Source organism: Haloarcula amylolytica, from assembly GCF_049705545.1.
Classification (GTDB): domain Archaea; phylum Halobacteriota; class Halobacteria; order Halobacteriales; family Haloarculaceae; genus Haloarcula; species Haloarcula amylolytica_B.
This window is the reverse complement of the sequence record NZ_JBNAMU010000004.1, coordinates 40,026-54,990: the sequence shown is the minus strand read 5'-3', so window position 1 is coordinate 54,990 and position 14,965 is coordinate 40,026. Positions and strand designations below refer to the sequence as shown.

Annotated in this window: 18 protein-coding genes and 1 pseudogene; 11 read left to right on the top strand and 8 right to left on the bottom strand. The window is 56.4% G+C overall.

The window, feature by feature from the left end; genetic code table 11:
- Positions 1 to 260: 260 nt before the first annotated feature.
- On the top strand, positions 261 to 2,102 hold the full coding sequence (locus ACOZ4H_RS20450) for a PAS domain S-box protein (protein WP_424331104.1): 1,842 nt from the start codon (positions 261 to 263) through the stop codon (positions 2,100 to 2,102).
- Between the two features lie 416 nt (positions 2,103 to 2,518).
- On the opposite strand, the gene ACOZ4H_RS20445 is transcribed toward ACOZ4H_RS20450, so the two are convergent.
- From ACOZ4H_RS20445 to ACOZ4H_RS20430, 4 genes are all read right to left on the bottom strand, one after another.
- Complete coding sequence (locus ACOZ4H_RS20445) at positions 2,519 to 4,279, bottom strand: type IV secretion system DNA-binding domain-containing protein (RefSeq protein ID WP_424331103.1); 1,761 nt, start codon at positions 4,277 to 4,279, stop codon at positions 2,519 to 2,521.
- Positions 4,269 to 4,787 carry a hypothetical protein gene (locus ACOZ4H_RS20440; protein WP_424331102.1) on the bottom strand — a complete coding sequence of 173 codons (519 nt, stop codon included), beginning with the start codon at positions 4,785 to 4,787 and terminating at the stop codon, positions 4,269 to 4,271. The genes ACOZ4H_RS20445 and ACOZ4H_RS20440 overlap by 11 nt, the downstream gene beginning before the upstream one ends.
- The gene (locus tag ACOZ4H_RS20435) at positions 4,784 to 5,254 is read right to left on the bottom strand and encodes a hypothetical protein (protein ID WP_424331101.1); all 471 of its coding nucleotides are present in this window, start codon (positions 5,252 to 5,254) and stop codon (positions 4,784 to 4,786) included. Before ACOZ4H_RS20435 ends, ACOZ4H_RS20440 begins: the two co-directional genes overlap by 4 nt.
- Positions 5,255 to 5,524: 270 nt before the next feature.
- Positions 5,525 to 5,782, bottom strand: a complete 258-nt coding sequence (locus tag ACOZ4H_RS20430; protein WP_424331100.1) for a hypothetical protein — start codon at positions 5,780 to 5,782, stop codon at positions 5,525 to 5,527.
- Between the two features lie 149 nt (positions 5,783 to 5,931).
- Between ACOZ4H_RS20430 and ACOZ4H_RS20425 the strand changes: the two genes are divergently transcribed.
- The 3 genes and pseudogenes from ACOZ4H_RS20425 to ACOZ4H_RS20415 form a co-directional block, all read left to right on the top strand.
- Entirely contained in the window at positions 5,932 to 6,282 is a 351-nt protein-coding gene (locus ACOZ4H_RS20425) for a DUF7563 family protein (RefSeq protein ID WP_424331099.1), read from the top strand.
- Between the two features lie 24 nt (positions 6,283 to 6,306).
- Positions 6,307 to 7,923, top strand: a complete 1,617-nt coding sequence (locus ACOZ4H_RS20420) for a hypothetical protein (RefSeq protein ID WP_424331098.1) — start codon at positions 6,307 to 6,309, stop codon at positions 7,921 to 7,923.
- A 374-nt stretch (positions 7,924 to 8,297) separates the two neighbouring features.
- A pseudogene (locus ACOZ4H_RS20415) lies at positions 8,298 to 8,507 on the top strand (transcriptional regulator); the annotation flags it as partial.
- Between the two features lie 104 nt (positions 8,508 to 8,611).
- Here the strand turns inward: ACOZ4H_RS20415 and ACOZ4H_RS20410 are convergent.
- Positions 8,612 to 8,953, bottom strand: coding sequence for a hypothetical protein (locus ACOZ4H_RS20410; protein WP_424331097.1), 342 nt, complete (start codon positions 8,951 to 8,953; stop codon positions 8,612 to 8,614).
- A gap of 92 nt (positions 8,954 to 9,045) precedes the next feature.
- Here ACOZ4H_RS20410 and ACOZ4H_RS20405 point away from each other — a divergent pair, with 92 nt between their 5' ends.
- Positions 9,046 to 9,360 carry a hypothetical protein gene (locus ACOZ4H_RS20405; protein ID WP_424331096.1) on the top strand — a complete coding sequence of 105 codons (315 nt, stop codon included), beginning with the start codon at positions 9,046 to 9,048 and terminating at the stop codon, positions 9,358 to 9,360.
- Between the two features lie 86 nt (positions 9,361 to 9,446).
- Here the strand turns inward: ACOZ4H_RS20405 and ACOZ4H_RS20400 are convergent, their stop codons facing one another.
- The 3 genes from ACOZ4H_RS20400 to ACOZ4H_RS20390 all read right to left on the bottom strand — a co-directional run bounded on the left by ACOZ4H_RS20400 (position 9,447) and on the right by ACOZ4H_RS20390 (position 11,085).
- Positions 9,447 to 9,866: a hypothetical protein gene (locus tag ACOZ4H_RS20400; protein ID WP_424331095.1), complete on the bottom strand. Its 420-nt coding sequence runs from the start codon at positions 9,864 to 9,866 to the stop codon at positions 9,447 to 9,449.
- Entirely contained in the window at positions 9,863 to 10,459 is a 597-nt protein-coding gene (locus ACOZ4H_RS20395) for a site-specific integrase (protein WP_424331094.1), read from the bottom strand. The genes ACOZ4H_RS20400 and ACOZ4H_RS20395 overlap by 4 nt, the downstream gene beginning before the upstream one ends.
- Before the next feature lie 371 nt (positions 10,460 to 10,830).
- On the bottom strand, positions 10,831 to 11,085 hold the full coding sequence (locus ACOZ4H_RS20390; protein ID WP_064287491.1) for a DUF7344 domain-containing protein: 255 nt from the start codon (positions 11,083 to 11,085) through the stop codon (positions 10,831 to 10,833).
- Between the two features lie 421 nt (positions 11,086 to 11,506).
- Here ACOZ4H_RS20390 and ACOZ4H_RS20385 point away from each other — a divergent pair, with 421 nt between their 5' ends.
- The 6 genes from ACOZ4H_RS20385 to ACOZ4H_RS20360 all read left to right on the top strand — a co-directional run bounded on the left by ACOZ4H_RS20385 (position 11,507) and on the right by ACOZ4H_RS20360 (position 14,512).
- Positions 11,507 to 11,956, top strand: a complete 450-nt coding sequence (locus ACOZ4H_RS20385) for a DUF7344 domain-containing protein (RefSeq protein ID WP_064287490.1) — start codon at positions 11,507 to 11,509, stop codon at positions 11,954 to 11,956.
- A complete protein-coding gene (locus ACOZ4H_RS20380) occupies positions 11,940 to 12,302 on the top strand; it encodes a HalOD1 output domain-containing protein (RefSeq protein WP_155120717.1) in 363 nt (120 codons plus the stop codon). The genes ACOZ4H_RS20385 and ACOZ4H_RS20380 overlap by 17 nt, the downstream gene beginning before the upstream one ends.
- Before the next feature lie 254 nt (positions 12,303 to 12,556).
- Entirely contained in the window at positions 12,557 to 12,916 is a 360-nt protein-coding gene (locus ACOZ4H_RS20375) for a MarR family transcriptional regulator (protein WP_424331093.1), read from the top strand.
- Positions 12,916 to 13,254: a type II toxin-antitoxin system PemK/MazF family toxin gene (locus tag ACOZ4H_RS20370; RefSeq protein ID WP_424331092.1), complete on the top strand. Its 339-nt coding sequence runs from the start codon at positions 12,916 to 12,918 to the stop codon at positions 13,252 to 13,254. Before ACOZ4H_RS20375 ends, ACOZ4H_RS20370 begins: the two co-directional genes overlap by 1 nt.
- Positions 13,255 to 13,568: 314 nt before the next feature.
- Positions 13,569 to 13,832: a hypothetical protein gene (locus ACOZ4H_RS20365; RefSeq protein WP_424331091.1), complete on the top strand. Its 264-nt coding sequence runs from the start codon at positions 13,569 to 13,571 to the stop codon at positions 13,830 to 13,832.
- On the top strand, positions 13,832 to 14,512 hold the full coding sequence (locus ACOZ4H_RS20360) for a hypothetical protein (protein ID WP_424331090.1): 681 nt from the start codon (positions 13,832 to 13,834) through the stop codon (positions 14,510 to 14,512). Before ACOZ4H_RS20365 ends, ACOZ4H_RS20360 begins: the two co-directional genes overlap by 1 nt.
- Positions 14,513 to 14,965: the final 453 nt, after the last annotated feature.

Here is a 14,965-nt window from a genome sequence, read left to right as displayed (position 1 = left end):
TCCGTGGATCCGGATCTATCTTACTCGGACCTCTCAGGGGTTCGCATCGGCCCGCAGTCGGTGAATCAGGACACTGCTCAGGCATCGATTACTCAGACTGTCGCCGACGACTAACCCGCTGGCCACTCTCACGAGAAGCATACCCGGATTGATAGATTCACTGACGGAATGGTGGCCAGTGTTCCAACCACAGATTCACTGTGGCAGCCAGTTCATTGTCCTGTCACGACTGAGGATATCGAGAAAAATATATTTCTAATTTGACCGGAACATCCCCGGAAGCAAATATTCTATCTGAGAACTGGCAGCATAATCTTATGCTATCTAGTAACTGTGATTTATATATGGGTCATCTGTCGGATATACGCGTTCTGCATGTCGATGACGAGCCGGATTTCGCTGATTTAGTAGTTGACTTTCTCGAGCGGGAGGACGACGCACTTACTGTCGAAACTGCGACGAGCGCCAGCAGGGGGCTAGAGCGACTTGCTGACGAGGACTTCGACTGCATAATTTCTGACTACGATATGCCGGGCCAGAACGGTATCGAGTTCCTTGAAACCCTCCGTGAGACGAGGCCTGACCTGCCGTTTATACTGTTCACTGGCAAGGGCTCCGAAGAAGTCGCTGGCAATGCAATCTCCGCTGGTGTCACTGACTATCTACAAAAAGAGCCCGGTACTGACCAGTACACCGTGCTCGCAAATCGAGTGCGAAACGCCGTTGAGCGATACCGTGCCGAGCATGCACGCGAGCGTCAGCGTAAAGCCAGCGATACCGCACATGAAGGGATTAGCATCCTCAACGAGGACGGCGAGTACATTTACGTCAACCAAGCGTACGCGACTCTCTATGGCTATGCCACAGAGGAACTAATTGGCGAACACTGGGAATTGGTGTACCCTGACGACGAGGTCGCAGTCGTCCGGAACGACATTTTGCCGACGGTCGCTGATGCGGGTTCATGGAGCGGTGAAACAGTTGGGCTCCGAGCTGATGGCACTACCTTTCTCGAAGACCACCGCGTCGTCCAGACGGATTCTGGAGAGCTGATCTGCTCTGTTCGAGACCTCTCCGCGGAACAAGAGCTAGAGAACGAACTAACTCGACTTTCGACGCTCGTGGGGACGCTTAGCGACCCCGTCTACGTTCTCGATGAGACGGGTCGGTTCAAATATGTAAACGACGCGTTCATCGAGATGGTTGGGTACAACCGCGAGACGATTCTCGGAGCGACACCAGCACTGATTAAATCAGCGGACGCAGTCAAACGAGCAGAAACCTATCTCGGTCGGATTCTCTCATCGGACGGACCCGACAGTGTGCAGTTCGAGATTGAGATTCAGCCCAAAGACGGAGAGCCGATTCCCTGCGAGGACCACATGGGTGTCTTGCCCTACGAAGGCGATTGCTTCGAGGGGTCAGTCGGGATGTTGCGTGACATCTCCGAGCGTAAAGAGCGTGAACGGGAATTGAAACAGCGGAACCAACGCCTTGATGGGTTCGCCAGTGTTGTTTCCCACGATCTCCGGAATCCGCTCAACGTTGCTATCGGTGGAATAAATCTCGCACAGGCGGAGTGTGACAGCGAGCATTTAGAACGCGCCGAACGCGGTCTGAATCGAATGGAGGTCTTGATCGACGACCTCCTGACGCTGGCTCGTGGAGACGAGACGGTAACTGAACACGAACCGGTTGCCATCGCACAAATCCTCGAGGAGTGTTGGTCGAACGTCGAGACGGAGGACGCCACGCTCGTCGCCGATGTTGACTGTACAATTGAGGCGGACGAGAGTCGGCTAAAGCAGGTGTGTGAAAATCTTGTCCGTAATGCCATTGAACATGGTGGGGACGATGTGACCGTGACCGTCGGCGAGTTTGAGGAGGGAATCTATATCGAAGATGATGGACCGGGTATCCCAGAGGATGAATACGATGACGTATTCACTGCGGGATATTCAACGAGCGACGAGGGCACTGGATTCGGGTTGAGCATCGTCAAGCAAATTATTGATGCCCACGATTGGGAGCTACGACTCACAGACGGCTCCGACGGCGGTGCGCGTTTCGAAATCATCCCCAGTGAGTCCGTTCCTGAGTAGCTTGCTTGGAATCTACCATTGAGTCGGGTCTCTGATGCGTGACGCGTTCCATAATTCTCTGCAGTCGAAATAATCGAACTCACCAAGCCAGCCTATTATTTTCTGGCGCCCCTCTCTGTATCCACCACGCTGGTAGTATCCGTTTCTGAGGGTGTCACCAGATTCAACTGAGCTGGTATTGCTCTTGAATCGTCGGCGAGACCAGCTCGTAGTCGATATACTCGCCCGTAAACTCGGCGTTCCAGACGAACTGGTTGTTGATGGCATACTTATTCCTGATATCGGCTGGCAAGCACCACTGGAGACCGGTCTGGACGTCGACGATATCGATATCGTATGCGCCCGGCCCAGTATCGTTTCACAATAGTCCTGGTCGATGTGGAGCCACCCTGTCATAATTCAGAACTGGAGGCCTCTCAACGAGAGCTATCCCATACTATCTCTTTCAGCCGACCGCGCAGTGGTTTCGTTGGCTCTTTGACCTGCTCTTCCACCGCATCAGCCTGTTTTGCCTGTCCTTTCCACCAGTGCTTCTTTCCAACTATGACACATTCTCCTGTTCCCATCCGTGTCAGCTCACCGGCGGTGATCGGACGGCGATCCTCGGTCCGGGTGGTGTGACTCTGTGTCGTCTGGTATGAACCGCCGTTCTGGTTTTTCGACCGCGAGCGTGACTGCGATACTGTCTGTTCTCGCTCTTTCCCGATTTCTGATTGGATATACCGCGTCGTCTGTTCATCACCAGGTTGGAAGTACAGGCCCTGTGGGCAGTTTCCTAATACTGCTGCCGACTCCTCTCCATAGACGGCCTCGAGCTGGCCGACCGTCTGTGCCCCGACCATGACTCGTGCATCCTCACTTCGCCCCCGGGCTGCAAGGCCTGGTAACCCTTCTATCGGCGGAAGGGAGTCAATCTCGTCCAAAATAAAGTTCGTCGGTGTTGCCGAGGACCGCGCGATCCGAATCGTCCAATCCAGCATCACTTGATACATCGGAGCAGCTTTCCTCGCCATCGGTCCAGAGCGAATCAACAGCACTCGGCCGTTGGGATTTTCGACATACTCTCGAATGGAAAAATCACCATCAGTCTTGAATTGACCAGTAAATACATCCTCGACATTTTGTGTGAGTTCTGTATAGACGCTCTCTGGGCCGCCGTCATCTCCTGGCCTAATTCGCTGCGCTTCAGTACGAAGGTCATCGTACTTATTCAGCCGATTATATATTTCGTCTTTGGGCTCGTGCACCAGATCGTAGATATCGTCATGGCCGAGTTGGTCAATCGCATCTTGTTTTTCAGCTTCGCGATGGAGATATTTCAGACAGGCAGTAAACACGCTCTTTGCCTTGCGATGGAACGGATTCCTTCCATCTGGCTCTCCGAACACAGACTCGGCTACCTCTTGATAATCCTCCTCTTTTTCAACATCCCGAAAGAGGCTCCAGCGGACATCCGTCTCTTCTACCCCGACTCGAAGTACCTCAAATCCACGTTCTCGATAGAATTGTTCGAAGTCGGTTCCGGATTCGTGTATGATGACTGCTGTCTCCTCATCGTGGGGATACTGTTGTGCAAGGAGTTGCATCCCAGTCGTCTTTCCACTCCCCGTCTCACCGAGAACTGCTGTCGAAAGATCTTGGCGGAGTCTGGGCAGTGCCGGGATATCGCTTCTGATTGTATACTCACCCGAAGAGGCAGCTTTCTCTTCCATTGGAACGACAAATTCGTCGGATTCTCTGATATACTTGGGTTCTTTCAGATCAAAGATGTTGTCGCCCCAGCGTCGAGTGAGTGGTAGGCACGCTATCGCGACGCTGAATGCAGCATATGGCCCTAAAAAGAGGATATCAGGAATGCCCGCGAAACCGACGCCAGAGATAGATAGTCCGAGGACCTCGCCAAGGAATACCAGCGGGGCCATCACGTGTGCAAATAGCATTACAAGGATCGGCCAGACTTCTCCTTGCAATAACGCACCGACGAAGACGACACTCCCCAGCAGCGCATAACAGGGATAGATCCACCACCAGAGCCGAAACCGACGTAATTTCGGCTGGTCCCATTCGACGTACCACCATGGAATCAGCAACCGCGGCAGCACCTTTGTCAACAGAGTCTCGATGAACATCTCCCCAGGACTCTCTTGCCGTTTGCTAGTCCCAGTCTCAGATGTCATCGTAGTCCTCCTGTGCTTCAGTCACTTCGCGCTCTTGCTCCGCTGTAGCACTCCGTTCTTGAACACGCTCCCTGCTTCTGAGCCGTGTCTGCTCCCGAAACTGCTCTCGTGCCCGTTCTCGAAGGGCGGTTAAATCGTCTGTCTCCATGTGTAGGTCCCGCTTTTTGCCGATCGCAGCGGCGTGGGCGTGTGACTTCCCTGATTCTGGACGAGCGTGGACTCCGTAGACGTACTCGGCAGAGGGTTTCTCTGCTTTCCACTCGTTGAGCGTGGACCGAGTACACTGGTCAATTTCTGCTGCAGTGTAGCCTGCATCCGGATCAGGCGCAATGATGAACTGGCGCTGCATATCCGCCGTCTCAGACCGCCCGACGAACGCTTCAATTTCTTTTTTGCTCAGCTTGCGACCAGTCGAATCTCGAATCTCGACTGTCCGCTCTGCATCTTCACTGATGTAGGTGATGAGATTGCCGGCGCTCCCTGTCTGGAAGTCCGATTTTACGATCATTCGAAATCCCAATCCCGGTCATCAGATTCTGCTGCAGTACTGTCAGTGGCCTCAGATGGTGTGGTACTCTGTGTCTGGGCGCTTTCGATATCTCCGTCAAGTGCATCCATGTCCTCTCGGAGCCGTTCAGTACCGACATCGAGGGCGTGCTGTCGGCGCGGGTCGTCATACTCGTCTTTGACGAGTTCCCAGACTGCTATCGAGTAGACACCTGATTTTGCGACGAGGTCTTCCAATCCCTCTGTCGCTTCACTGACTTCATCACGTGCCTCGGCAACGAGCTCCTGAATGCGTTGTTCGGCCCGATGTTCACGCGCTTGTTCCTCGACAGCTTCGTCGTGGATGTGTTGATCGAGAACCTGTGCAATGTAGGTCGAGGCAGAGACATCTTCAGCCTCCGCTCGCCGCTCGATTTCACGCGCCACCTCGGCGTCAACGTAGGTCGTGAGCTGCTCATCTCGTCCCATCGCGTTACCACCTCCTGTCTTCTCGGAGGCTGTGGTTTTGACCAATGGGCAAGTTAAAGGTCTGCAGCACACCTCTTCTACCCACTCTCCGTCTGGCGGTTTTGTATGCAGTAGATAGGGGAAGTGCTGCAGATCGTGCAGTACGAGAATACAGTCCTTGGAGGGCTGCAAAGCGCGGTAAAGTCCAGCGCATACTCCCGGCTTTTCACCCTGATATGAAAGGCGTTATTGGACCACGGTGAAAGTGAACGACTCTTTGAGCGTGATATCCTACCCTCGACTTCCGCCACCAGCCCCGACCTGCACACCGGTTTCGGGCGTGTCGCCACTGTACCAGGAATCGTCGACACAGGAGTCATCGAGCACAGAGATTCGCCACTCGCCGGGTCGCTCCATCTTGATGAGGAACTGAACCTCGGTATCCGGATCACCATCCTCGTCCAGAAGGCCACACATCTCGAGTTCGTCTTTTGGAAGCGTTACCATTCCAGAGCCGCCGCGGACAGAGAGCTTGTTAATGCTTGGCATTAGTCTTTCACGGCCATCACCAGTGGATAGCCACACTCCTGCTGTTCGGTGGAGACTAGGGTAAAAACCACTCCCATTTTGACACCAATTAGTTGACAACTGTCAAAATGGGCTTGTGCTTTACTAGCCGTGCCAGCCGATACCGTGCTATGGTAACGTCCGTGACCTGCCTGAATTGTGGCGAGCCAGTCAATGCACAGTACGCACGCGTGTTCGGGAACGATGATGACGAGGTTCATGCTTGTCGGAACTGTGCGACACAGGGCGCTATCGCGAACGGCGCCGCCGTCGACGCCGATCGAGACGGCACGCGGTTGGTCCATCGACCTGGCGTCGACGAGCCCGTCGAAGCTACCTTCCACGAGACAGATTCGGAGGCGGACTGCACTGCTGAGGATCGCGTCACCCTCGCGGAGTTGCGGGAGCGGTCGGTGACCATGCAGGATTCGACAACTGAGCATACCGAAGACGACGCATTTGCCGCACTGATCGCTGAGTAGCCATCCCTGATGCATGATCTGACTATGAGTTCTCCACAACACAACGACGAATCTGACTACACGGAGAGTCCCACGGAGAGCAACGGAACTGCTCCGCCTGGAAACGACTGGGGGGAGCGGACCAAACAGAGTTGTCGGAACTACAGCGCACCGGGTCACTGGAAGACAGACGCGTACGAGATGCGGCGCTGTTTCGGCGTTCCTGAACTCGATGAGGAATCCGAGTACAAAGACAACCCGAAGGCGCGGATGTGCTATCCAAATCTGCTGCTTCACGAACGGGACCCGACCCGCTCGACGAACGACCCGGGCGGGGAGGTCGCCGTAATCCGGGGTCGGCGAGGGTCTGGCAAGTCGACGTTGCTGCGTGAGGCGAACATCCGAATCCTGAATGAAAATACAACGGAAAACGACGGTGGCGAGGTCACAGGCGAGTTCTCAGTCTGGCGCGGGACGCCGGAGCGGTCTGAGTGGTTAGACCTCCGGAAGTGGACGACGCTGTACCTCCCGAAACACGCCTCGATTGCGGCCTACTGGATGGATGAAGACCAGGACTTCGAGAGTGGTGAGCCGATTACCGAGGTTGACGACCTCGAGGATCTCGTCCGGGATGTCGTCTACTATGACAGCGTCCTGGATCTGCTCGAACAACTCGCGAGCGGGCCCGCAGGCACGTTTAACGTCGTCTATCCCGACCCATCATTCCAGGGCTGCACGGAACTCTCCCGGGAAACGTCTCGAGGGCAGTTCGACGAACTGCCGTACGTTCCAGAGTGGGAAGCCCGCGGGCAGGACGGCGTGACGCCGACCCCGACATCTCACTGGTGGTTTATGTTCCTCGTCGCGGCTGTGGACTACTCGGCGTACTACAAGTTCATGACGTTCTCGTTCGACGAGGGCGGGGACCTGATGCCACAGCGGGCCCGACAGGACCAGCATCGGCTGTACGACAAGGTCGAAGTCGCCCGGAGCTGCATCGCTGACTCACGGCGTGCTGGCCTGACCATTTTGATGGGAATCCATCGGAAAGAGAACGTGAAAGCCGATATCCTCAAGGAATTTGGACGATGGATTTGGATGCCTGACGGGAAACCAAACCCGAAATCGGGCGTCCGCTCAACGTATCCTCCCGGATTTGATGGGGTTGACATGCCGAGAGACACCGATCTAATGTCTTACCGGGATGTTGAGGACGGCATCGGGCTGTGTTTCACTGAGAATGAGAACACGCTCTTCCGGTGGGATAATGTCTCTACGGGCGAGTTTGGCGGGAAGAAACTCGTCATCCGACTCGGTGAGCCTGACGAGAAGCCAACATCCGAGGCGGCCGACGAGCCCGAGCCCGAGCTCGAGTACGATGATAGCATTTTCGGCGAGTGGGAGAATCAGACAGCCCACCGTTTGTACGTCAAAGACCCGGGCGATGGCTATGTCAACGTTGAAGCCGCCGAGATTGGGGAGGAACTGACCTCCCCGGTTGCGGATCTCAAGTTCGTCGAGGACTTCGTCGACGGAGATCGTCACCGGGAGGTCCGGATGCGAGACGAGAATGGCGACGAACTGGTTGTTGCTCGAATCCCAGCTGATTCGCTTCCAGACACCTCAGGTAGCAGACAGGAGGGGTCGGCGCGTGACCCGTAATCTCGGCAAACTGGTCAGAAAGCTAACGCCATTCGCACGCGTGCATAACTCTAGCTCAGACTACACACCCCCCGCGATGAGAGGGGGGCCCGGCCGGTACCCCTCTCCCCGCTGCTACCACTAATTTTTCTAACTGATGAGGACTATGTGGCGAAGATGTTGAGCAGACCGATCAAGAATACTGCAACGAGGTTCGTGAGTTCATGGAGTGATTCAAATCATTGCGGATACGAATCTCACTCTGTCCATAGAAACCCAGCAGCAATACCTGCGCGCGTGTGTACCAGGCCCCCCTCCCCCCAGTGGATAGGTGATGTCCGGTCGAATTGCATTTCTTTGGTGAGACACGCACAGGTAGTACAGAGCGGGGCGGCCCCGAGAGCATACGCGAGGCTGTTGATCTGGTAGACCGTGACTACAAGCAAATTCACCGGAATCTCTCTGAACTGGAAGACATCGGCGTCATCGAGTTCGAAGGCGGCGGATCGGGACAGGCGAAAAAGCCACTGTTAGCCTACGCCGGCCTCGAGATCGATATCCCGTTTACTGGTTCGAACAGAACCATTAGTACTGCTGTGCCATAGCGCTCCGCTGATGTCTCTCGTCAGTCACAGTTCGATTTGGGCCAGTAGTTTACCTTTGACGGGATGGGCGTCGCGTATCTAGACACGAGAGCGAAGGGGGTGTCCTACTCATTACCGACGTTGTTGAGCGCGCTGTTCAGCTCAAAGAGTTCTCGAACGACATCGCTGTCCGCAACTCGGTATCGACGTGGGGACGTGTCTGGAACCACTTCGATGAGTTCGACCTCGAGTAAGAGGTCGGTATAGTTGCCGACCGTCTGGCGCGTAACGCCTGCATGCTCTGCGAGTTCGGTTTTGTTGAACTCACGGTTCGGCGGGAGATCAAGCAACGCGTCGACGAGAATCGGGATGGCATCGTGCTGCGTGAGGTAGAGCCATCCGCTGGGGTGTTCCTTCCGGAGTTCTTTCTTTTCCCCGCGGTCGGCTGCGTGGTCCATACTGCTCATACAGGATAACTGGTCTACGCGTGTATAAGTATTTCCACTAGCGTTAATCACCATTAACAGGTGTTATATACGAGTGGCTTCATCGCTCGATTATGGAGAAGCCGTCGGTGAAATGTGCTCTCTTGGCTACGATGATTGCCAAACACAAATGGGGCACACCGATTACAGAGGACGCTCTGCTGAATCTCTCGGCTATTGGCGACGAGTATCCAACAGCGCGCGAGGTCTACGCAGACCTCCGGAGTGAGCCGTATATCATCTATCGCGGCAATCGTGGTATCGAACTCGACAAGAGCAACTTCGACAGCCTCGCTGATGTCTTGTACCACGAGTGTGGCTGGGAAGCCTGGGAAATTGAGAGTCGCCTGAAACACTACGAGGGTATCGACGATCACGACTGGTCGTAACAACCAATCTGGGTTCTCCTTCGTAGCTGTATCCTCTGGGGTCTCGGTGAATCTTCTAAGTGGTCATCGCTCGTGGTGTCAAGCGTTCACAGGTAGTCTGAGAACCAATCCGGAGCGCCGGTGTACTCGGCCCAGCAGCGCTTGTGACAGGGCTCTCCTCGGGCATTCGGTATCGCGCGGTCAAGATCGACCATCTCTCCGCACAGATCACACTCGGCGCGGTGGCCCATTTGTCGCTGTTCAACCGAGAGGTCTTTTGTCTCGATATGAAGCTCGTGCAACGCCCTTGGCGTGAGCCGGACCAACACTTTCTCGCGGTCGTCTTCGTCTTGCTTCTCCGGCGTGTATGTCAGCACCCAGTCCTGGCCTTCCTCACCATCGCCGGCCGGGCCCAGGGAGATCGTCTGTGCCAGTTCATCCGGAACGTAGTGCCATTCGTTGTCGGCGAACCGTGGGTAGTGGCCCGTCGGTCGCGGGTCCTCGGGGTCGACGTCGTCTTCGGTCATAGCTCGGCCTCCTGGAACGCCTCGTCGATGACGTCCTCGCTGGGGGCGTTCAGATATGGTTCGATGGCGGCGAAGGAGTCCCACCCACCGACGGCCATCACCACTCGGGGATTCATCTGTTCGTCGACGAGGAGTCGCTGTGCGAACCGACGTCGGAGGTCGTGCGTACTCACCTTCTCGAAGTCCTCGTCGCCAGTTGCTTCAGCAGCTCGCGCAGCTGTCCGTCGAACCACAGCACGGACACCGGGTTGGGTTAGATCGATAAAGGAGTCCTTGGGTGCGATGTTGTGTTCGTTCTGGAAGCGCTGGAGATCGCGCTCAACGTCGGCGGGGAGGAAGGCATCGCGAGGCTTCCCGCCGTTGCCGCTGGTATCTTTCCCGGCTTGGACGCGAAGCCGGTACTGTCCGCTCTGAGTCTGCTTGACGTCAACGGGTCGGATCTGTGGGATTTCGAATGCCCGGAGGCCAACGAACGCTCCGAGCTGAATGATAAGATCGTCGCGCTGACTGTTGGTGGCGCGGCGGAGGTCCTCGATTTCAGCGTCGTTCAACCATACTTTGTACTCGTTGCCCTCGGTCGCTTCAATACGCATTACGATTCTTTTAGTTTCCGTCACTAAAGTATCTAGCGGCTGGTAGGAGCGGGGTGAGACACCCCGTGTACCGAGTGAAAATCGGGGAGTCTGTTACGACTAATATAACAAGTCGTTACTACAGACGTATCTTCATCTCAGCCGACATAGAGCGAATACGCCGCTCAGTAAGCGTGCGTAGTTATCAAACAACATCGGGAGTAGACGTAGGCAGAACCCAAGTGATTTATGCAGTGTACTCGGCCTTGTTGAAACCCTCATTCGGTGATAGTTCCCCCAAACCCTTGCTGACGACAGAGCGTAGATCAGCAGTGGCCCGGTATCGCTTCACGCGAGCTGCGAGGGAACCGCCGGGAGGCGTATAAGCAGGGTTATCGCGCTGGTGGTGGTCGGTAGGTAATTGTCTCGGTTCGTTCGTCGAACGTGACGACTCCGCTCTCAGCGAGCGTCGGGAGACACGCATGTACCACTTCGTAGGTGACCGTCTCTCTGTCGGGCGCGACTGCATTCGTCTCTTGGTCGATGATGTGCTCGATCAGGGCATCGAGCGATGCAGTTCTGTCGTCGGCGTCCGTCAGGTAGTCGATGATCGTCTGCGACCATTCATCTGCATGGAACTCGGGCATTGGTGGGTGGTGGCTGTTGCGGAACGCGTGTGCTGTGTGATGCGTCCCGCGTGCCGGCCACGCGAGGAGAACGAGGAGACTGCCTGTTCGTCCGGTATCCCGGCTCAAACGCCCCCTTCAGAATCAGGGCACGAACGCATAATGTGCAGTCGGGGTTCCGTACCTCACCATCGCGCCAGAGACGCATAAACCCGTGTGACTTTCCACTGAGTGATGAATTGCCTCACTCTGGGTACCGAATTCCGCCGCGTTCTCAGCCTCCCGGTGACATCACTGGTCGAGACCGTCGGAAACGACGACTCATTCGAGCGGTCAGTAAGTGGAGAGTACGAAACCACAAATCGGACGTATTAAGCATTGAAAGCCTCGCTTTGCCCAGCCTGAGGGAAATCGTTTTGTACACGCACCGTTTCTCTATCGCATGGCTGGCGAACCCAACTCGGATGAGCAAGCAACAGCCGACGTGTTCGCGTCACCCGAAACGCAACTGCCGCCGCCGGACATTCTGGAGATAGAGCCAGTGTACGAGGCGTTGGGGCACTCCCGACGACGGTACCTGTGCTACACGCTTCTCGAAGCCACCGAGTGGTCGCTGACTGACTTGGCGACGAAAATCGCCGCGTGGGAGAACGACGTTCCCGACCACGCCGTCACGGACGACCAGCGTGAAGAGGTGTACGTCGCGCTGTACCACGCCCACGTCCCGAAACTGGTTGACGAAGGCGTGATTACGTTCGATGAAGCGACCGAGACGATTACGACCGCCGAACACGCCGACCAGGTGTTGGCCGCCCTCGAAGGGATGGGTGCCAGCCTCGACTCGAAGCAAGAAACGCACGCCCGGAGTGACATGGATGAGCAAGAGGGATGACGATAGACCGATGGCTGAAGATGACCCGACCAGCAGTGCCAATACGCACGGGACGCAGGTAGCACAGCGACACTACGAACCCAACGGACAGGGTGAACTCACGACCGCAATCATCTACGCCATCGCAGAGGCTGACGGCGTCTCTCCGAGGGAGGTGAAGTCGCCACCGCTGTACGATTCCGTGGACGTACCAGCGATCGAAAAGGCGTTTTTCAGGCCGAACGTTGGGGCGGGGTCTCGGCAGGGCGTCGGGACTGTCGAGTTTCAGTACACCGACTACCTCGTGAAAGTCCAGAGCGACGGATGGGTACGGGTGTACGATCCGACCGAGGCCGACCACTCGTAGCAGTCACGTCGGAGCCACTGCGTCCTCACACGCCGGATACTCGGCCGGCCACGGTGTTTGCGAAGCACTCGGTTGCTCGTCGCCGTTCTTCGGTGGCTTCGTTCGCGGATGCTCGCGCGGTCAGCACTTGGCCGGTACTGACCGAATCACGACTTGTGTTAGAAGTCGGTACTTCCATTTCAATCACAGATACTGCTATCCCGAGTACTATTACACCCATTACAGCTATTATACTCCGTTACAAACTATTACGTATGCCAATCGATATTGACCGCTTCGAAAAGGGGTCCAGCGAGGATCTCCGTTCGAGTGGCCGGACGAATGCTGAGGAAATCCTCTCGTTCCTTGCGACCCATCCTGAGCAAGCGTACACACCCAAGGAAATCCACGACGCAACAGACGTTGCCCGTGGAAGCGTCGGCGTCGTTCTGTCACGGCTTGAAGACCGTGACCTCGTGCGACATCGTGGTGAGTATTGGGCCATCAGCGATGCTGCGGACGTCGAGAAGACACTCAGTGCGATGGCCACGGCCCGCGCAGCGACTGACCGCCTCGGCTCTGAAGACCCTGCTGAGTGGGGCTCTGGTATCGACGAATCAGGAGACCAGGAGTGATGCCCTACGAACAGGGTGACGTCTGGTGGGGGCCTGCGCCACACAAATCGGGGCCATCGTACCGACCGTGGGTCATCGTCAGCGACAGCTCGCATCCGTTCGCACACACGGAATGTATCGCCCTCGCGATGACAACCCAGCAGCACTCCGGCGCAATCGCCGTCCCAGACGACGCATGGCTCGAGGGCGGTTCAGACGCAGATGCCTACATTTCGCCGTGGTATACGACGACAATCAAGCACCGCGACTTCGACCGCCAGCAAGGGACGCTTGTCCCGTCGCTTGTTGCTGAAGCAGTGGCGGAACTCCATCAATACACACCGGCACCCGACACCTGACGCTTCCTGTCGGATACCGGTGCGGATTCGAACCCGCTACAACACTTGTCCGATGCTTGCTCACTATTCTTAGGATTCGAATATATGGCCGGTCTCAGAATCGGTCGGTAGCGGCTTCGAACTGCTGACTCCCAATTGTGCCCCCCACACGCGCGGGTATTAAATTGAGTGAAGGGGGGAGGGGATGGATGACTGCATTTCTTGCCGCTATTTTGCTGGTGCTCACTCGGCCTGATTTCGCCGAAACACTCTAGGAAATCCGGCTAGTCAACTTGACATATACGGCTATGACGACCCCCGATTCACAGCCCACGATGCACGACCGCCAGGCCGCCCTCGTCGCCGCACTTGACCTGGATGAGTTCTCGCCAGACGCCTACACGTCGGCACCGTATCTCGAAGCGGCCCTCGCGGCTGGCTTCACCGTTGTCGATCTTGCCACCGCACACGATGTCTCGAAGCGCTCCATCTACCGGGTGCTGGACCGCCACGACATCGACTACGAAACGCCACCGAAGAACGGCCCCGCCCGCCGGCTCTGGAACGCCCATCCCGACACGGTGCCCGGTGATGACTGATGGGCGCGACTGACGCAACTGCGCCCGTCGACGCTGGCGTGGACTCGGCGCTTGTGGAAACGATTCAAGCCATCGAGGCGGGTGATGTCCTCGTCGTCAACGGCGACTCCCGAACCTGGGATGTCACGGATGTCGTCGACCGGTCCATCGACGACACGAGCGACGCTCGTGAGTCCAAGCGCGTGTGCCGACTGTCCTGTGGCGCGTCGGTGTTCGGCCTGGAACTCGTCGCGTATCCGGACCGCTACACAGCGTCGCTGCATGTGCTTGCGACGGAGGACTGGACCGAGGACGGCCAGGTGTTCGACGTTCACGACGTCGAGATACTCACACAGGACATCCCGTGGGTGGTCGTGACCGGCGGCGCAGACCGCTACCATTTCCCGGACCCACAGGCAGCTGCCTTCGGTGAAGCGCGGCCGGCCTGTGGCGGCGGCAACTCTGAAGCTTCGTATCGGATTGTCCGCTCCAACACTGTCCGGCCCACATACTCGGGCTGCAAGGACTGTCTCCGCTACGAGAAACCCGTTGCGCTCGAGTCGGTCACGTGCCCGTCGTGTTCCAAAGCGATCTGTCACGGGACTGTCCAGGGCGGTGCAGTGGATGCCGTCAACGGACTGTCGATCACGTGCCCACACTGTGACTTTGACGGCGTTGTCGAAGTCACTCCCGAACGCTGACTCTCGGGGTGTGGTAGCTGATATGGCGTTCCAGTAGTTAAGACTACGGTAGCTTTAGCGGGGCTGTGAAGCGTGAAATTGACCGATTTGGTCCGCGAAAACCATCTCAAATCACTCTCCAAGCAACTATTATCGACACACCCAATCATATAGCCGACTTTTCGAGACTTCCAGCGGCGTAGCCACTCAGACGGTATGCTAACTCAACCAGAGTGCCTCACTACTCGATTCCAGTTTCCTTTTTCAGGAGCGTCAGCGTGTTGTCACTGTAATTCGCGGCGAGTGTTCATATTCTCGAATCACTACGACCTGCTCCGCTCCCAATCTCCCTCCTGTGGCCACACTCGGTAAGTTGGAAATTTCTGTAATTTGTCATGAGCACCGAGAACTGCCGGTGGTAGTCATGTTCAGCGTCTTTTTTCGTCAGTAGACCAGCATCGTCTCGTGCCATTC